Source organism: Vibrio sp. 10N.222.49.C12 (assembly GCF_041475025.1).
Taxonomy (GTDB): Bacteria; Pseudomonadota; Gammaproteobacteria; order Enterobacterales; family Vibrionaceae; genus Vibrio; species Vibrio crassostreae_C.
On the sequence record NZ_JBFRVF010000017.1, the window covers coordinates 113,154 to 130,265 of the forward strand.

A 17,112-nucleotide genomic window follows, 5' to 3' on the forward strand; every position below is an offset into this window, starting at 1 on the left:
TTTTGATCGAACTACAGACTAATCAACAGTCAGCATTACGATCAATGCTGCTCAAAATACTGATCATGCTGAGATTTGCCGGATAGGTCTTGAGTTCCCGGGTAGAACTGGACGAGTGTCTGATCGGCTAAAGTGAGGTGAATCCAACCCTCTTTGACTTTCAACCAGTTGGTGCCGTTGGTCTTATAGACTGCAGGAAAGCTGCCCCAACCTGACTCTGATACCTGCAGCTCTTTAAAGCGGTTAATCGGGGTTAGCTTATTGCTGTCGAAGTTTGCGTCGGCATAGACAGATAAAGGCTCGATGGCATCATTTGGCTTGAACGTATAACAGCTCACAGAGGCTGAAGTGCGATCAAACCACTGGTAAGGTTGTGCGCCGATTAAATCGTAGACCGTGCAATCATTGAATTGAATAGCCCACTCTTGGTGAGCTTTAAAACCAAGGTAACCAATGGGTTGTGATGGTTCAGGTTTCGCGTCCGTCTCCTGCTCATGTACTTGTTCTGAGGTAGCACATCCCGTCAGCCCAAGACTAAAAAGGAAAGTCACAGCATGCTTCATCATTGTAATACCTCAGTTCCGTTAGTGAGTTAAAAGCTATTCAAGCTCCCTCCATTAAACGGTAAGTTCCAAGCGATTACCATCTGGATCGAGTATACAGCTCTCATAATAGCCATCGCCTGTTCTTCTTGGGCCGTCTAAGCGCTCATAACCGTTTTCAACTAAACGCTGAGTCAATTCATCAACCGCTTGTTCCGAGCCTAATGATATCGCCATGTGAATGAAGCCTGTGAACTGGTCATAGATGTCGTCTTTCGATTCAGGGACAGAGTCCATTTCCATAACCTCTAAACGACTTCCCGTATCAAACGAGAGGAAGTATGAAGAAAACCCTTTAGTTGGGTTGTGATATTTTGAGTTCAATGTCGCGCCGAAATAATCTTCATAAAATCGCTTCAGTACTTCGAGTTGTTTGGTCCAAATTGCGATGTGTTCAATCTTCATTTTGTTTGCCTAAGTTTGATGTCTAACGCTAGATTACTCATCAAATAAGGAACAATAAACAGAACGAAATTGTTCCTGATTAACGGGCTCGATTTTATGTCCATAACTGCACAGTATTGGCATCTATGTTTGTGTAATAGTTATCTTTCCTCCATAGTCAGGTTTTACACAATCTGAGATTCAAACTGTGAGCTTTTTAAAACTGATACTACTTGCGGCTATATGGGGAGGCTCGTTTCTTTTCATGAGAATGGCCGCCAATCCATTAGGGCCCGCAGTCTTAATTGAAGCGCGAGTTCTGTTTGCAGCACTTACTCTGCTTTTAGTTTCTTTCTATTTAAAAAAGAAGCTCTCTTTTCATGATCACGCAAAACACTTCTTCATTCTCGGCCTGTTTAACACCACACTTCCTTTTTTGCTTTTCGCTTATGCCGCGCAGACACTTAACGCCTCGACACTCGCCATCTTGAACTCTACCGCGCCAATATGGGCGGCAATCATTGGTGCAATATGGACCAAAACAGCACTCGAGGCGAAAGTTCTATTGGGACTTGGGATTGGGGTAACAGGAGTTGGCGTGTTAGTCGGTTGGGATGCGATGAACATTGGCCGTGAGGCTATGCTTCCTATCTTTGCAGCAGTGATGGCGGCCTTTAGCTACGGAATAGCGTCAAACTATACCAAGCAAGCCCCTAAAGTTGAGGCATTCAACAATGCTCATGGCAGCATGTGGACTGCGGTATTGCTGGTTTTGCCGTTTGTATTCTTTATTCCGATGAGAGAAACACCCGACGTTACGATCACTACATCGGTTGTCTTATTAGGCGCGGTATGTACTGGGTTAGCGTATCTACTTTACTTCAATCTCGTCTCTGAACTCGGCGCACCTTCAGCCCTGTCCGTGACCTTCATCATTCCGGTATTTGGTATTCTATGGGGTAACTTATTCTTAGATGAAGCAATTGGCATCAATACGATTGTTGGTTCAATTCTGGTTATCACCGGCACCATGTTGGTGACAGGAATGACGCCTTCTAAGATGATAGAGAGCGCCAAACAGAAACGAGCAGCAAGAGCGGCTCGTTAATCAGCCATATATTGCTGAATCTTGTTTCTCAGCCACTGATGAGCAGGGTTCAAATCGGTTCTTTTATGCCAAATCATGTATTGCTGCATAGGTAAGATTTCAAACGGCTGATCAAGGACTTGAAGCTGGAAGGATTCGGAAAATTGATTGGCAAAATCACGCGATGTACTGCCGACACAATCTGAGCCCGATACCAGCACACACATGGTCATCAGCGAGTCACACTCGGCACTCACTTTTCTCTGTTTCAGTGGCGACTTGGTAAAATAATCTGCCGTGTATAAACGGGTTCGACGCATTCTAAAAGTAACATGCTTTTCGTTGTAATATTGCTCTTGCGTCACAGAGCCATTGATTCTCGGATGCCCCTTTCGAGCTATCAGCACCAACTCATCTTCAATCATCGGCTGCTTCATGTAGCCGTTAACTTGCGGGTAATGCAATGTCTCGTCGTACCGCATATCAATATGGTGCAACCCTGAACCGACACGAGCACGGTATTGTTGATGCTGCACTGTCGAAAGGCCTATCAACCGGTAGCATTACTTACGTACTGCCAGACTACGAGCTGAACCATAACGAAGAGATTGAAACTCTGGTTATTGACGGCCTAGAAATGCAATTCATGGATGCTTCAGGTACCGAAGCGGCCTCTGAAATGGTGACGTATATTCCAAGCATGAAAGCACTTTGGACTGGCGAACTGACCTACCAAGGCATGCACAACCTGTACACGCTGCGTGGCGCTAAAGTACGTGACGGCTTGAAATGGTCTAAGAAGATCAACGAGATGTTAATCACTTGGGGTGAAGAAACAGAGGTGTTGTTTGCGTCTCACTCATCGCCAATCTGGGGCGAACAAGAGATCTCTGATTACCTAAAAATGCAGCGTGACGCTTACGGTTTTACTCATAACCAAACGCTTCGCTTAGCCAATAACGGCGTGGTTCTGCAAGACATCGGTGACGAGATTTACAAGGTAATGCCAGACAGCATCCAACAGTCTTGGCACACCAACGGTTACCACGGTACTTACTCTCACAACGCTCGCGCTGTGTACAACATGTATCTTGGTTACTTCGACATGAACCCAGCTAACCTTAATCCATTACCAATCGAGCCAGAATCGGTGAAGTTTGTTGAGTACATGGGCGGCAGCGATGCTGTGATTGAAAAAGCGCAGCAAGATTTCCAAGAAGGTGAATACCGCTTCATTGCAACAGCACTGAATAAGGTGATTCAAGCTGAGCCAGAGAACAAAGTTGCACGTGGCTTATTGGCAGATACATACGAGCAGTTGGGTTATCAATCAGAAGGTGCAGGTTGGAGAAACATCTACCTAACCGGCGCTCAAGAGCTTCGCATTGGCACACAACCGGGCGCACCAAAGACTGCATCTCCGGATGTGTTAGCGAACATGACCATTGAGAACTTGTTGGATTACTTAGCAGTTAAAGTGGATTCGCTAAAAGCACAAGAAACACCATTTACGTTGAATATTCAGCTACCAGACGTGCAAGAGTTCTACTACGTTGAGATGTCTAACGGTAACCTGAACAACATTCAAGTGAACGAGCTGCAAGACGCCGATACAACACTGATCATCAATAAGTCTGACGTGTCTGACATCGTGCTTAAGAAAACAAGCCTTGGAAAACTGTTAGAAGACGGACAAGCAGGCGTGAAAGGTGATAAGACATCACTTAACAAACTGCTGTCTTCACTGACAGAAGCTGACACCTCTTTTGAGATTGTACCGCGCCCAAGTAAAGGCGAAGAAGTTGATGCAGAGCTATACCAAGATTCAGCGGTACACGCTCATTAAACGCCGGATACACTAAATAAAAACAACAGCAGTTAGCTAGAAAAACGTTCTATAAAGAACATAAAAACAAGCCCCTCCCTTTTGGTTGGGGCTTTCTTATTTGTTCTCAATATATGCTTCTGAATCGCTATTGAGTTTGCCCGTTTACGTCGCAATCCCAATAAGAAGGTGAACCATAATATTGAACAAAGTAATCGATAAATACGCGCACCTTTGGTGCAAGTAACTGAGCACTCGGGTATACCGCCCAGATAGCCGCCTCATCCTTTAAAGGGTAATCCGGCAACACCTCAACCAGCGAACCTTCCGCGAGCTGCTTGTATGCTATCCAACTCGCGCACATGGCAATGCCCAAGCCATCGACACATACATCCCTTACCGCTTCACCGTGATCGACGCGGATAGCACCTAGGCTCTCTTCGAGTTTTCCGATATGAATACTGGCTACCGGAGGTGACAACCCAAGCTCTTGTCCTGCTTGACCTATATTGTGCGTAGACGCGAGTCGCACAAACAATTTTAGATGTTCAATGTTCATCAATAATGGCTAGCCTGCGCTGAGTACACGCTGCTTATTGGCCGCAGCGGCACGGGGAATAATGTGAGTTTTAATATAGGCATTAAGCTTAAACCATGCAAAAGCGCCCGCTAAAACATTGGCGACTGTCGCAGCAATAACCGCATTGACCATGTCTCCGGTTATCGAGCCGATCCATAAAGCGGGAATGTAGAAAACAAACAAGCGTAGGAAAGAGACATTCAAAGCTTTACGCGGCACACCCAAGGCATTAAAGACCGACGCAACCAACATGCAAAGCCCAAGCGGCCCATAGCTGAACGGTATAAATAACAAGGTCACTTCAAACCAGCTGCGTATGCTTTGTTCTTCCGAGATAACAGGAATAATCCAGCCACTAAACAGCGCCAACAATGTTGCCATCACGGTGTGGAAAACCAATAAGAACTTCGCTGTTGTATTCAATAGCTCAGGGATTTTGCATCGCTGCTGCGCCCCTAGGTAACGACCAATCATAGGCGGGATAGACATCGTCAGAGCAAGAGAAAACACCAGCATAAAACTTTCAACACGGACGAGTAAGCTCCAAAAAGCCATCTCATCGGTTCCGATTCTCGCAATCAATAGCATTGAGAAGAACGCGCTGACCGCAGGTAATATCTGATTCGCAGTGGTTGGCATTACCGTCTTGAATAACTCAAAACTGTAGCCTTTGATTCGGTTACTGCACGCGCCATTGAAGCCAAACCAACCTTTGCCGCGAGACTTGATTAGCATGTAGATTGCGCCGAATGCGTAGCCAATGCTCGATGCGATCGCCGCCCCTGCGATGCCCATATCCAATCCAAAGATCAGAATAGGGTCGAGAATTAGGTTAATCACGCTAGCAGCCAAGAACATGCTTCCGGTTGTTTTGGTATCGCCATTGGCACGATAAACGCAGGTGGCCAGATAAAGCACCGCCACCATCAATGCACTGAACAACCACAGTGGCCAGTACACATTAAAAATAGACAGCATGGATTGGTATTGAGCGTCAGAGACATCATTCACAAACGACGCAAAAACAGAATCGCTAAAAACAATCAGCCCTATGCAGATCAAAGCAATCACCAACACTCCAAATCCAACCGACAGCGTCGCAATTGAAGTAGATTTACGTTGTTCTTTTGCCCCTACCGCTTGAGAAATAATGGACGTTGCCGCCACACCGATGCCCACTTGAACCCCGGTAAACGCTGCTTGAAATGGCAAGGTGATACCGTGAACCGCCAATTCATTCACCCCTAGCTGACCAATAAAGATCGAATCGACCAATTGAACCATCATGATCGCAAACACACCCAGCGTCAGTGGCAGTGTTTTCTCAATAATGGTTTTCAAAGTCGCGGATCTCATCTGCATCGGTCGGTTTACTCTTGTCTGTACTTTGGGGCTAATTACCTAGTTGAGCAGTATACGAAGCTAAATGAAAAGGATAAGAGCGCCAGACAAGGAATGAGTTTTTAGATTTCGTTGACAATCGAATTAGCAAGATACCTTCAACGTTAAAATATCCATCTAAGACACTGAATAAATTTAAATTATAAAACCCGCCAACACTCTTAATAATTCGTTAATAGTGTTTCGTTTAATGGTTAATTGTTGGTTCGAACATTCCTCGTTAGCCTGAATTTAGGTCGCATTCACACTGAATAGGCTGAAATGAAATCTCTCAGAAGGAATATGGAAATGGCATATCAAGGTTATACAACGTTTAAAGCTCAAGCCGAGGATGGGATTCTTACCGTCACTTTTGACTTCGGTACTGTGAATGTTCAAGGGCAAGAGACTTTGATGCTGACGAAGCCGAAGCACTCAAAGCGGAAGCTTATTGGTTGTATCAAGCTACGAGCAAAACCCCTGCGGTTAAGCGCTTCCAAATTGCCGATGAGCAAGGCCTAGAGCACGATATGGAAAACCAACGTAACTGGGAAACTCTGGTTATGAACGTTCAAGACATCAAATAACTCGGTCACTTCTCTTAATTTGGGTCAGTCACAAACTGACCCATTGTCTTACTTAATCGTTAAACGCCAACGGTTAACCACCAAGTGTTAAAATGGTCATTATTTGCCCCATAGACTCACATTTGAGTCTTCAGCTTGTGAGCCAAATGCAACTATGTGTCATTAATCTTTGTTATAACGTTGTTCAAACTATTTTTTGAAGGACGGAATATGCAAAAAATAATTCTGATCACAGGTGCCACGGATGGCATTGGTTTAGAGACCGCAAAAGCACTAACGCAGCAAGGGCACCATGTTCTAATTCATGGCCGCAACCCAGCTAAGGTCAATAAAGTCGTGACCGCTCTGTCTCGCCTGTCTAAGAATGCAATCATCGAAAGCTACATCGCAGACCTATCGACGCTCTCTGAAGTTGAGGCGCTCACAACCCAAATCAAAAGCGATCACAAACGACTCGATATACTCATTAACAACGCAGGTGTGTATAAAGTGTCGGACATCACCACTCCAGACAATCTTGATGTGCGTTTTGTCGTAAACACCATTGCGCCGTATCTACTGACACAAAAGCTGCTTCCTCTTTTTGATGCGACAGGTCGTATCGTCAACCTATCTTCAGCAGCCCAAGCACCCGTAGATCTAGATGCATTAATCAGTCCGAATGCGGGCGAACTTGATGGTCCGGTTTACGCGCAAAGTAAGCTGGCGCTAACGATGTGGTCCATCGAATTAGCCAATACTCTTTTAGACAAAGGCACCGCAATTATCCCTGTAAACCCAGCTTCTTTCCTTGGTAGTAAATTAGTGAAAGATGCTTATGGCGTTGATGGCAACGACCTTGCGATTGGTGCCGATATTCTTTGTCGTGCTGCGCTCAGTGATGAGTTTGCCAACGCTTCTGGTCAATATTTTGATAATGATTCTGGGTTGTTCAAAGACCCGCACGCCGACGCATTAGACAACACTAAGAACCACAAGCTGGTGACAGTGCTTGATCAATTGCTCGAAGAAAAGCTGTGCGTTGCGCACTGATCATTAATTAATAAAAATACCACTAACACTCCCCCAACAATCCAAGCCGCAGTTCTATCCATACAGACAAAGAACTGCGCGCTCTTTCGATTATTAAGATTTCTTTAATACTGATTCCCCGCTTTGCCCAATTATCACCCAAGATGCAGATTGCTAAACTTGCCCCCGTCGAAACAACACAGGCTACGGCCGAGGAGCATTTATGCGTTTTGAAGGTAAAGTTTATCGTCCTTGGATGGAAGCAGAGAGCGTACTCATCCAGACAACATTGGGGTGCAGTAATAACCAGTGTACCTTCTGCACGATGTTTGATGATAAGCGTTTCAAAGTAAGAGACATCAAAGACATCTTTGAAGATATTGATGCGGCGAGAAAAATCTACCCGCATGTTGAATCTATCTTTTTGGTCGATGGTAATGTGATGGCGATTAGAACCGAGATGCTGATTTCGATTCTGGATTACATCAAGATCACCTTCCCAGAGATCAAGAACATCTCTCTGTATTCAGGGTTCAATGACTTCCGTCGTAAGAGCTTGTCTGAATTAAAAGAGATTAAGTCGGCAGGTTTAAGCATGGCCTATTCAGGCTTGGAGTCCGGTGACCCAATTTTGCTTGAACGCATTCAAAAGCGCATGACGCGTGAGCATGCAATTGAAGGAATGAACCTAGCCCGTGAAGCAGACATCAAGGTACTGGCTTCTTTCATCTTTGGCCTTGGCGGCAAAGAGCGTTCTATAGAGCATGCGATTAATACCACCAGCTTGTTGAACATCATGCAGCCAGATGCGATTGCACCGATGGCTTTAGCCGTTCAACCGGGATCGGTATTGGAAAAAGAAGTAAACCGTGGCGAGTTTGTTTTACCAACGCCATTGCAGATTCTGGAAGAAGAAAGATACTTGCTCGAAAACCTAGAAGATTTCGATTGCTACTACTGGGGTGACCACGGCAATAACATCTCACCAATGCGTGGCATGTTGCCTCAGGCTCGTAAGCCGTTTCTTGATAAGATAAATCAAGACATCGCGCATAACCCAATCACTAAGCAAAACGTCATTAAAACCTTTGCTTGGTAGTCGCTCGATTTAACTCTTAACGAATAAACGTAAACAAACTAAACGACAGGCGTTGCAGCTCCCTATTATGGAATAATCAAAGTCCAGCAGCGCCTAACGTATATCTTATTTTTTCAGGTTTACAGCCCTACCTAAGCCAAAGCCGCTAACAACAAGTCAGTACTCGCTTCCACGTGAGCAACAATCTCTTGTTCTGTGGGTGCAGGCATTCCCATCAACACACCCTCTCTGACACTCATCACCATACCAAGCCAAAGCTTAATTTTGGTTTGTGGTTCTTCAATATCGAATCGCTCATTGAAAAACTGAGCAAGCACGCGATCGGTATCATCTGGGCCAACGTCCATAAAACGACTCACTAATTCTGGAGACTTACTGCCTTCTGCTATCAACAGCTTAAAGGTCGCAATATGTTCGCTCGAAAGGTGAAACAAAACGAAGTCTTTTGCGAAGCCCAATAGCGCTTGTCGAGTATCGGTGTGCTGCAAATGCACCACCAACTTATCGTCTGTCTGGCTACCCATTTGTCTTAACGTCGCTTCAAACAACACATCTTTAGAAGAGAAGTAACGATATAGCGTTTGCTTCGTCATTTTCGCTTCGCTAGCGACTCGGTCCATGCTGGTTTGCACATAGCCTTCCGCGAGGAATATCTCCTTCGCCGCTTTTAAAATCGCGAGTCGTTTCTTCTCTTTGTTCTGCTCAATCTTGCTCATTACTTCATCCACCCCAAAACAGAGATCATACTTTAAAGTATGATTTGTGTTAACTCAACCAATTTTTAAAATCATACTCACCAGTATGATTCATTGGTAACAGATAATTGGATAGAGAAATGACGACAATGAACCTCCCTAAAACTGAAGCAAGAAACACACGAACCCTCGGCTTTACTCTCGCGATCGCAGGTGCCGTGTTAATGAGTATTGACCCCATCTTTATTCGTTATGCCGGTGTCAGCGGATTCGATACCGCCTTTTTGTTCGGCTTATTCAGCGCGATCTCGATGCCGATTTTGCTTAAGTTCAACGACAAACGCGGAATACGAAAGGCAGTCGTACAGAGCGGTTGGCCATTGTTAGCTGCGGGCATTCTTATGCTCGGCAGCGCCTCTGGCTTGGTGTTCAGCATCAAGATGACCTCGATTGCCAATACCTTTGTGATCCTGAGTGCCGCCCCTGCTGTTGCCGCTATTTTCAGCTGGCTGATCTTGAAAGAAGCCACTAGTCGATCGACTTTGGTTGCCATTGTTGCGGTGATGATTGGTATTACGATTGTCGTTTCAGGTTCGTTTTCTTCAGGGAACTGGATGGGTGATGCTTTAGCGGTATTCGCAGTGATCTGTTTATCTATGATGTTTACCTTGCTGCGTAAATATCAAGACGTCAGCCGATTGGCGAGTGTGGGCCTAGGTGGTTTGTTGCTAGCGGTCGTGATGTTTTTCTTCGCAACGCCATCAAGCTACAGCGTTGAAACGTGGTTAATCATGGCCATGATGGGTTTGTTTACGGCCCCTGTTGGCCGAGTGTTATCTATGGTCGCAACACGCCACATTACCGCGCCAGAGGTATCAATGACTCTGATGTTAGAAACTGTGTTAGCACCAGTTTGGGCGTTTATCTTCTTCACCGAGATCCCGCCAACAACCAGTATTATCGGTGGTGTGGTGATCTTGATTACGATCTTCATCTACACCTATCAAAACACCCGTAGAGTTTATAGATAAAGTACGAGAGTTTAAGGCTGCAAGCTACGAACTGAAAAGAGCATCTAATGCCCTCATCATACCTGAGTCTGTAATCAGTGAGCCGTGGGAGTTCGTTGGGTGCAGATATTGCTCTGGTCAAATAGAGGATTACTACAACACTACATTAGACGGAGAAATTACTCGATGGACCCAAGTCGCGATTGATGTCTCTACCACCTTTAATATTACCAGTGGTATGAATAATGTAGTGGAGCTCAAATTTGCCAACGGCGGACACATCGTTTTCAAAGTTGGAATTGTCGCTAATACTTCTAAACTTCGAATTGAAGAAATTGTTTCCGTATTTGACGCCGATAACAACAAGGTACCGATGACAGAAAGCGAGGCTCGTAATAGTGCAATTCGTGTCACGAGCGAGGCGAGAAGAGCCACGATTAACAGCTATTTACACATCTGGACCTTAGGCATTCCTAGTGGGGCAACTGGTCGAGTTATTATTAGGGAGTGTGAGAAATTAGAGCACTCTGATTGTGACGACCTCTAGTCAAATAACACTTTATTTCAGAGAGGCACCTGCTTGGTGCCTTTATACATTTCAAACTAAAGAGCATCATGATCAATAAAGTGTTGTCTTGTTGCGTTCTGGAACCCTACGGCACTGTAATGTAAGTTGTCGTATGATGCGCCTAAATCTACACTTACTACTTTGCTTTTGATGAATGCATCCCATAAGAATTTTGCACCCGCTTCACTGCGTGGGTAAACCAATGACCAGCCCTTCGCAATACACTGCTCATCGAAATTAATGTTTTGGTTGTTAACTTTTGCAGTAAATATGGGGGTACTTGTGCTCTTGAATGTTTCACATTCCCTGGCGGGTAATTTGAAACCTACGTTGCGATTTACGCCAGCTGTTTTATAGATAATGGCATATGATCCAACTGCGGCTTTTGTCTTACTGTTAAGCCCTTGAACGGCGTATTCACCATTAATAGTTTTGTACCACTTATCAGTGTTCGATTGGGTACTTTGAGAAGTGCTTGCCTTTGCCAATGGAGTACAAGATAAAACGGCTAATGATAGTGTTATAAGTGCTTTTTTCATTATTTTTCCAACTGCTTACAGCTTTCTATTTCGAAGGTTTAGCCACTAAGGTTGAACCATCACCTCTGGCCAAGATTGTAGATCAATGAAGTTAGGAACTACCGACTCTTACCTAAAAGTTCATCATCGGCTTTAAGTGCGTAAGCAAAAACTTGGATAGTCTTGGCACACTCACCTTTAAATGATATTTCATTTAAACCATGCAAATAGCTAACGTGATTACGGTAATTCCTAAGGTATTCATGGCTATTCATCACATCTTTCATAGACATCCCCGTTTCTCCCATCGTTATTTTTAAGTTCTCCAATTGCATGGTGGTTTTATCTCTTTCATTGAAGTAACCAGCCCCACCACAATATTCGATAACAGAGTCGACTCTTCCGGTAGCTCCTAAAGCCTCTCCTTTGTTAGCGAGCGCCGAAAAAGAAGTGATAGCAAGAGTAATTGCAACGATGTTTGTTTTGTTCATGATTTATAAACCTTAAAAATCTCACCTAGCTCCGGTACTAACGCTGTGCTTTTGCTACATGCATTCGATCTGTTTCGCTTTGGGAAATCTATTGAAGTAATGAAAAACGATAGAGTGTTTATATGTTATTCGATCATCACCGCTCACATTGGTTATAAGCAATATAGCTTAGGGTTATTGCGGCTTTTATCTGCTCACCTTGTATCCACATTGATTGATAAATTTAAGCAATTGTTTTTTATAAGTTTTCAACGAATAACGCACTGATAATCCAAGTCATTCTTAAGCCTGGTTTTGGAATTGCTATTAACATCTGATTACTTTTTAAGTGGTCTATCAATTTATTAACTAGATAGAGGATTTGATGTTGAGATGGCAGAACTGTATTTGAATGAGTAATTCCTGAAAGCTGAAAGCCCAGCAAATGCTGGGCTTGTTTGATTCTAGGTTAGCGTATTAGTTTGGCAGCAAGTGTACTGATGAGTTGGGAACAACAATTTGCACTCTATCTTTGTCTTTAAGATGCAATGATAATACGGTATTGCTACCTATCCCCTTAAACAAGACCTGCGCATTTTCAAATTTCAAAAAGCTAGATCCAAAGTTACTTGGCTGCCCCTTGGTACCCGACTCTTCAGCATAGATGCTATAAGGCGCTTTGATATGAACCGTCGCAGAGTCGACCCTCACATCTGCAGCTCTCATGACGCCAGTGACGAGCATAGTTGGCGCCCCTGGAATAACTAACGGCATGAGGACCATGGCAAGCAATGAAATACTATTTCCTCTCTTAACCCTTTTAAGGATCGCTTCTTTTTGTTCCGTGGCTATATCCGCCTTTAACTGCTTATTCGCCTCTTCTTCATTTTCTTGGATAGAGCTCCACATAACAGAAGATGAAAAAAGAAGAACGAGTACCACCATTAGTGATCGCCAATCTTGTAAAGCTAGGAACCCCGCAAATAAGAAGCCGATAAAGGCAATCCCATAATGTTCAGCTCTCGCCTTTCTAATTTTAGGCAAGCTGTTTATCTGAAGGTCCTTGTTAGTCACTCTATTTATCAAAATTAATATCTTACTCAGAAGCTTGATTACAAGCTTCCATAACGGCCAAAGAGCTAAAGCTAAACAGAGCAACCAGCACACTCAATACCGTAGCAAGTAAAATAAACAGTAACCCATCACCTATCGTTACTCCCGAAGGAAAATAGCCGATAATCCAGCTGTATGCACATATAGCGAAACCACCAACCAACACCCCTACCTTAAAAGCGACAGTCAGGAATTTATTTAAACATTCTAGTTTTTCATTCCAATCATTCATTAACATATACCTAAGCAACCTTTACCAAAGAATCAACATCAATAATTTGTTGAAGATCTTGGACCCTCAGGGCATGTAAACGTGGCGCTATATGCTTTTGTGCGTTCAAGAAATCAATTGCTCGCCCATGTTTCAACAACTCACCACCTCCACAAACGACTAGGTAGCCATCGAATTCTGTTCTCGCGGCATCCAAAGCTGTATACCCCAGCTTCTCGATCGTGGTTCCTGTAGACTCTTGGTACTTTGCAACGATCTGCAGTGTGCGTGTTGGGGTGTACACAATGTAGTGAGCATAATCACTTTTATCAGCAAAGATACTCGGATATTTAACATTAGACTGATAAGTAAAGGGGGATTGAGTGTTACTGGAAGTAAAGCCCATTGATTGAAGTTTCTCGGATATATCTTTAAGAAGATCTTTTCTACACATAATATTATCTCGTATTCACGTTATTAGAATTGAGATGCTACTTAATACTCAAGTAGCATCAGAGTTTGTTGTTTTAGTTATCTCGGAAGCGAACGTTTATGCTTACGAACCTGTTCTGTACGGCCATAGCGGCGACGCACGTATGAACAGACATCAACAAGTTTTAATCGAGTACTCATATGAAATTCCTCTGTACAACTTAACAAAGAGGGAACTCAAAGATTGAAGTGAACACTGTAGAAAGGTAATATCGCAATTCTCACCGAGCGATTGGGTTTCCACAGCAAACCTGAGACCTCTTGTGTTGGGTCTTGTAATCGATCACGCCAATGACGACTACAGTTCACTTCAAGTTAAAAAAGCACTTTTAGAAAACTTCTAAAAGTGCTTTTTTATTGCTCCTTCCTAATGCCTTTAAACGGCAAACCGTCTTGTTTAACGATCATAAAACGCCCTGTATTCGCATCGCGAGAAGGAGTTTGAGTCTGTGAACGTTCGCGAACCATCCCATGACGACGGTTGTCACCTGTCTTTCCGTTAGTTACCATAAGGCCTCCAAATCTGATTTAATTAATCTGTTTAAGCTGAAATAAAAAAGAATCCTCTCAGCTACAAGAGGATTCTAATCTTAAAATCTGATTAACACAAGCTGTTTAATCAGATTTTATTGCATAATAAATAAATTCTTTTCCGCCAGACTCTGCAGCCTCTTCGGAACGAGTGATATAACCTGCACTGTAAAGTTTTTTCAATCGAGTACTGGCGTTAGGAATACTGATACCAAATGCAGCAGAGATACTCGCAGTCGTTGCAGAACCGTTATCTAAAACGAACTCAACTACATCTCGAGTACCTTTCGTCATTTCAGGACCTATCACTTTGTATTGATTTCCTGACCAAACCACTAGAGGTTGACCTTTTGCCTCAGCCGCATAGGACCAGTTATCAATAAGATCCTGATCAGCTACATCAATTAGATAAAAGCATTTTTCACCTCGATACAAGCGAGCAAGAGCCACAACACTTTCACGTGGAAAAGACGCATCTGTCGCCTCTATCTCATCCAGAGAAATACCAAATACAGAGCAAGAGGTGTGAGAGTCGACTTCTTTCATCAATTTATGAAAAACATCTTTCCCTTGAACATTGCCAAAAGGGTGATCATCTTTCGTAAAATCGCGGAGTTTGATTATCATTTTATTCTGATTCATATTGATAATTTAAGGAGAAGATCTTAAATTAATCAAGAGAAAAGTCAAAACAAATATGCGAACCGCATAATTTTTGCAAGCCACACCTCACTTTATGATCTGCGAGAATCCCCGCAGAGTAAACAAGGGTTAACTCGAAAGATTCCTGCCTAATGTGTATCTCCGCATTAAACTTGGCGGCGATATCACCACTCCTTTTGAGCCCTAAACCTCGACTTTCATCATCATTATTATCAGCGCTACTTATGCGGCCTTGTTCAAATAAACGTTTTATAAGCAGTGCATCATTTTCAGCATTAGCGGTTTTGAACTCTTGATATACTTCCGGATAACGCTCTTTTAAAACGCGACGTAGAGAGTTCGCGATACCGACGCCACTATCTGATATAACTGTTTGTATCTTATTAGTTTTAGAGTAAACCTGAAGCGCAGCGAAACCATCAATAGGTGATTTAGAGTGATCTCGAACGTTGCCAAAAAGTTCAGAAATCATTGTAAAAGCAGCATTGGAATGCTTTTTACCAACCTGCTCTATGAACGCTTGCTTGAGCTGAAGAGGAATGCGCTCATCTGGCTCTTCTGGATTAATAACACCGAACTCCATCACCTTACTGTTCTGACCATAATAACAAGATGCATCCTTCACATTAGGTGTAACGACGGCACGTTTATCAACCAGCTCAAAAAAACCAACACGACACAAGTATGTGAAAGACTGATCACACGCACTAAAATCCAATGAAACAGACTTATTTTGATGCACTAATTGATTAATTAGAGCAAGTAGTTTTCCCAGGGAATCAAGTAAGAAACTCCCTCCAAGAAAAGTTATTTCAATTGCAGTAGTTTCCTGAGCCCATAAACCACTGTACTGCTTTATCACCTCTTCAAAACCATCGGAAGTTAACCAGCGACATTCGGGAACAGGAAAGACCACTTCCAACGAATGACATGGATTCCCCCTACCGAGGATCTGCCACACTTATGTGGTACTTAAATGCATCGGAGGCACCATGTCTGATTATTCTTATTTCTGCGGTATCGACCTAGCTAAAAACCACTTCAGTCTTCATGCCGTAGACCAAAATGGTAAGGTCATACTTCATAAGTCGGTAACTCGCTCTAAACTACTGACTACAATAGCAAATATGCCACTCATGCGTATAGGCGTTGAAGCGTGTGGTGGTGCACATTATTGGGCAAGAACACTCAATAAACTTGGGCACGACGCCCGCATTATGGCTGTTAAATACGTAATTCCTTATCGAACTAAGGGAAAGAACGACCTTAATGATGCTGTTGCTATCTGCGAAGCTGTTCAGCGACCATCTACTCGCTTTGTGCCTGTAAAATCCCCCGAGCAACAAGCCATCTTATCGGTACATAGAATGAGAGAGCATTGGGTTCGTGAGCGCACCGCGCTTATGAATCGCATGCGTGCCCTACTTTCTGAGTTCGGGTTAACCATTCCTGTTGGCCGCTCTTCATTAATGAAACAGGTTCCCTTAATGCTGGAAGACGCAGAAAATGAACTACCACACCTCGCGAGAACAGTGATTGCCGATGCTTATCGCCACCTTGGTGAATTGAATCAACGTATCGCCGATACTGAACAAGTCTTCGATTCTTTTGCTAAGGTCAGCACTAATGTTCAACGAGTGATGAAAGTTCGGGGCATTGGACCGCAAACCGCTACTGCGATACTTGCTTCCATAGGTAACGGCTCTCAATTTGATAAAAGCCGTGATTTCTCTGCTTGGCTAGGACTCGTACCAAAACAATATTCGACGGGAGGAAAGCCACGCTTAGGTCGGATAACCAAACATGGCGATAAATACTTACGAACACTATTAGTTCATGGCGCAAGGACCGTAATTGCCAACCTTGGCGACAAGCAAGATAAGTTAAGTCAGTGGTGTCGAGGCGTTCTAGAACGAAGAGGAATGAACCGAGCGATAGTGGCACTTGCCGCGAAGAACGCACGAATTATATGGTCGCTTTTACACAATCAAACAGAATACGAAAACTATGCTGCTTAAGTAAAAAACTAAGCAGCATAAAGAGTTAAACCCACCGGGTCATTGCAGACGCTAATGATGGAGATAGGTTAAGACCACTTGCGGAGAGCCTGTTAATGCGGCGGACACACTAGATGTCATCTAACGAATAAGGCACCGCAGTCGCGCAAAGTCATCAGGGCCACGACGTATGCGAATCGTCGATAAGTAGGCCGAATGTAGAGCGGCAGTCCAAAACCCATCAACATAAGTTTAGCGGATGTTTGACAACCGGGGGAATCCATGTAGC

Annotated in this window: 18 protein-coding genes and 3 pseudogenes; 7 read left to right on the top strand and 14 right to left on the bottom strand. The window is 43.7% G+C overall.

The window, feature by feature from the left end:
- Positions 1-41 precede the first annotated feature (41 nt).
- Together AB4583_RS05635 and AB4583_RS05640 are read right to left on the bottom strand one after the other, a co-directional pair.
- The gene (locus AB4583_RS05635) at positions 42-566 is read right to left on the bottom strand and encodes a hypothetical protein (RefSeq protein ID WP_372116721.1); all 525 of its coding nucleotides are present in this window, start codon (positions 564-566) and stop codon (positions 42-44) included.
- Between the two features lie 51 nt (positions 567-617).
- Entirely contained in the window at positions 618-1,007 is a 390-nt protein-coding gene (locus AB4583_RS05640; RefSeq protein ID WP_372116723.1) for a VOC family protein, read from the bottom strand.
- Between the two features lie 187 nt (positions 1,008-1,194).
- Here AB4583_RS05640 and AB4583_RS05645 point away from each other — a divergent pair, with 187 nt between their 5' ends.
- The gene (locus tag AB4583_RS05645) at positions 1,195-2,094 is read left to right on the top strand and encodes a DMT family transporter (RefSeq protein WP_372116725.1); all 900 of its coding nucleotides are present in this window, start codon (positions 1,195-1,197) and stop codon (positions 2,092-2,094) included.
- Here the strand turns inward: AB4583_RS05645 and AB4583_RS05650 are convergent.
- A pseudogene (locus tag AB4583_RS05650) lies at positions 2,091-2,537 on the bottom strand (LysR substrate-binding domain-containing protein); the annotation flags it as partial. The gene AB4583_RS05645 and the pseudogene AB4583_RS05650 sit on opposite strands and share 4 nt — an antisense overlap.
- On the opposite strand from AB4583_RS05650, the pseudogene AB4583_RS05655 reads away from it, so the two are divergent.
- Positions 2,522-3,919, top strand: a pseudogene (locus AB4583_RS05655) (alkyl/aryl-sulfatase); the annotation flags it as partial. The pseudogenes AB4583_RS05650 and AB4583_RS05655 sit on opposite strands and share 16 nt — an antisense overlap.
- A 127-nt stretch (positions 3,920-4,046) precedes the next feature.
- Here the strand turns inward: AB4583_RS05655 and AB4583_RS05660 are convergent.
- Entirely contained in the window at positions 4,047-4,457 is a 411-nt protein-coding gene (locus AB4583_RS05660) for a LysR family transcriptional regulator (protein WP_017059460.1), read from the bottom strand.
- A gap of 9 nt (positions 4,458-4,466) precedes the next feature.
- Positions 4,467-5,840, bottom strand: coding sequence for an MATE family efflux transporter (locus AB4583_RS05665; protein WP_372116727.1), 1,374 nt, complete (start codon positions 5,838-5,840; stop codon positions 4,467-4,469).
- Between the two features lie 446 nt (positions 5,841-6,286).
- On the opposite strand from AB4583_RS05665, the pseudogene AB4583_RS05670 reads away from it, so the two are divergent.
- From AB4583_RS05670 to AB4583_RS05680, 3 genes and pseudogenes are all read left to right on the top strand, one after another.
- A pseudogene (locus AB4583_RS05670) lies at positions 6,287-6,445 on the top strand (enoyl-CoA hydratase/isomerase family protein); the annotation flags it as partial.
- 210 nt (positions 6,446-6,655) lie between these two features.
- A complete protein-coding gene (locus AB4583_RS05675) occupies positions 6,656-7,477 on the top strand; it encodes an SDR family NAD(P)-dependent oxidoreductase (protein WP_029222319.1) in 822 nt (273 codons plus the stop codon).
- 202 nt (positions 7,478-7,679) lie between these two features.
- Entirely contained in the window at positions 7,680-8,555 is an 876-nt protein-coding gene (locus AB4583_RS05680; RefSeq protein ID WP_372116730.1) for a radical SAM protein, read from the top strand.
- 131 nt (positions 8,556-8,686) lie between these two features.
- On the opposite strand, the gene AB4583_RS05685 is transcribed toward AB4583_RS05680, so the two are convergent.
- Positions 8,687-9,271, bottom strand: coding sequence for a TetR/AcrR family transcriptional regulator (locus AB4583_RS05685; protein ID WP_108092194.1), 585 nt, complete (start codon positions 9,269-9,271; stop codon positions 8,687-8,689).
- Between the two features lie 119 nt (positions 9,272-9,390).
- Here AB4583_RS05685 and AB4583_RS05690 point away from each other — a divergent pair, with 119 nt between their 5' ends.
- Complete coding sequence (locus AB4583_RS05690; RefSeq protein ID WP_372116732.1) at positions 9,391-10,281, top strand: DMT family transporter; 891 nt, start codon at positions 9,391-9,393, stop codon at positions 10,279-10,281.
- A 582-nt stretch (positions 10,282-10,863) separates the two neighbouring features.
- Here the strand turns inward: AB4583_RS05690 and AB4583_RS05695 are convergent.
- The 8 genes from AB4583_RS05695 to AB4583_RS05730 all read right to left on the bottom strand — a co-directional run bounded on the left by AB4583_RS05695 (position 10,864) and on the right by AB4583_RS05730 (position 15,787).
- On the bottom strand, positions 10,864-11,367 hold the full coding sequence (locus AB4583_RS05695) for a hypothetical protein (protein WP_372116734.1): 504 nt from the start codon (positions 11,365-11,367) through the stop codon (positions 10,864-10,866).
- Positions 11,368-11,465: 98 nt separating this feature from the next.
- Positions 11,466-11,837: a hypothetical protein gene (locus tag AB4583_RS05700; RefSeq protein ID WP_372116736.1), complete on the bottom strand. Its 372-nt coding sequence runs from the start codon at positions 11,835-11,837 to the stop codon at positions 11,466-11,468.
- A gap of 456 nt (positions 11,838-12,293) precedes the next feature.
- A complete protein-coding gene (locus AB4583_RS05705; RefSeq protein ID WP_372116738.1) occupies positions 12,294-12,890 on the bottom strand; it encodes a hypothetical protein in 597 nt (198 codons plus the stop codon).
- Positions 12,891-12,912: 22 nt separating this feature from the next.
- Positions 12,913-13,161 carry a hypothetical protein gene (locus AB4583_RS05710; RefSeq protein WP_372116740.1) on the bottom strand — a complete coding sequence of 83 codons (249 nt, stop codon included), beginning with the start codon at positions 13,159-13,161 and terminating at the stop codon, positions 12,913-12,915.
- A 10-nt stretch (positions 13,162-13,171) separates the two neighbouring features.
- On the bottom strand, positions 13,172-13,594 hold the full coding sequence (locus tag AB4583_RS05715; RefSeq protein ID WP_372116741.1) for a PD-(D/E)XK nuclease superfamily protein: 423 nt from the start codon (positions 13,592-13,594) through the stop codon (positions 13,172-13,174).
- Between the two features lie 392 nt (positions 13,595-13,986).
- Positions 13,987-14,142, bottom strand: coding sequence for a hypothetical protein (locus AB4583_RS05720; protein WP_372116742.1), 156 nt, complete (start codon positions 14,140-14,142; stop codon positions 13,987-13,989).
- A 105-nt stretch (positions 14,143-14,247) separates the two neighbouring features.
- On the bottom strand, positions 14,248-14,805 hold the full coding sequence (locus AB4583_RS05725) for a helix-turn-helix domain-containing protein (protein WP_372116744.1): 558 nt from the start codon (positions 14,803-14,805) through the stop codon (positions 14,248-14,250).
- 28 nt (positions 14,806-14,833) lie between these two features.
- Complete coding sequence (locus AB4583_RS05730; protein WP_372116746.1) at positions 14,834-15,787, bottom strand: ATP-binding protein; 954 nt, start codon at positions 15,785-15,787, stop codon at positions 14,834-14,836.
- Between the two features lie 31 nt (positions 15,788-15,818).
- Between AB4583_RS05730 and AB4583_RS05735 the strand changes: the two genes are divergently transcribed.
- Positions 15,819-16,844 (top strand): IS110-like element ISVisp6 family transposase, encoded by a 1,026-nt coding sequence (locus AB4583_RS05735; protein WP_061026117.1) that lies wholly within the window; start codon positions 15,819-15,821, stop codon positions 16,842-16,844.
- The last annotated feature ends 268 nt before the right edge of the window (positions 16,845-17,112 follow it).

Excerpts from the sequence above, each read along its gene's own strand:
- AB4583_RS05715 (WP_372116741.1), bottom strand. The coding sequence starts at position 13,594 with ATGTGTAGAAAAGATCTTCTTAAAGATATATCCGAGAAACTTCAATCA.
- AB4583_RS05675 (WP_029222319.1), top strand. The coding sequence starts at position 6,656 with ATGCAAAAAATAATTCTGATCACAGGTGCCACGGATGGCATTGGTTTA.
- AB4583_RS05640 (WP_372116723.1), bottom strand. The coding sequence starts at position 1,007 with ATGAAGATTGAACACATCGCAATTTGGACCAAACAACTCGAAGTACTG.
- AB4583_RS05695 (WP_372116734.1), bottom strand. The coding sequence starts at position 11,367 with ATGAAAAAAGCACTTATAACACTATCATTAGCCGTTTTATCTTGTACT.
- AB4583_RS05680 (WP_372116730.1), top strand. The coding sequence starts at position 7,680 with ATGCGTTTTGAAGGTAAAGTTTATCGTCCTTGGATGGAAGCAGAGAGC.
- AB4583_RS05685 (WP_108092194.1), bottom strand. The coding sequence starts at position 9,271 with ATGAGCAAGATTGAGCAGAACAAAGAGAAGAAACGACTCGCGATTTTA.
- AB4583_RS05710 (WP_372116740.1), bottom strand. The coding sequence starts at position 13,161 with ATGAATGATTGGAATGAAAAACTAGAATGTTTAAATAAATTCCTGACT.
- AB4583_RS05690 (WP_372116732.1), top strand. The coding sequence starts at position 9,391 with ATGACGACAATGAACCTCCCTAAAACTGAAGCAAGAAACACACGAACC.
- AB4583_RS05665 (WP_372116727.1), bottom strand. The coding sequence starts at position 5,840 with ATGCAGATGAGATCCGCGACTTTGAAAACCATTATTGAGAAAACACTG.
- AB4583_RS05720 (WP_372116742.1), bottom strand. The coding sequence starts at position 14,142 with ATGGTAACTAACGGAAAGACAGGTGACAACCGTCGTCATGGGATGGTT.
- AB4583_RS05660 (WP_017059460.1), bottom strand. The coding sequence starts at position 4,457 with ATGAACATTGAACATCTAAAATTGTTTGTGCGACTCGCGTCTACGCAC.
- AB4583_RS05700 (WP_372116736.1), bottom strand. The coding sequence starts at position 11,837 with ATGAACAAAACAAACATCGTTGCAATTACTCTTGCTATCACTTCTTTT.
- AB4583_RS05635 (WP_372116721.1), bottom strand. The coding sequence starts at position 566 with ATGATGAAGCATGCTGTGACTTTCCTTTTTAGTCTTGGGCTGACGGGA.
- AB4583_RS05735 (WP_061026117.1), top strand. The coding sequence starts at position 15,819 with ATGTCTGATTATTCTTATTTCTGCGGTATCGACCTAGCTAAAAACCAC.
- AB4583_RS05725 (WP_372116744.1), bottom strand. The coding sequence starts at position 14,805 with ATGAATCAGAATAAAATGATAATCAAACTCCGCGATTTTACGAAAGAT.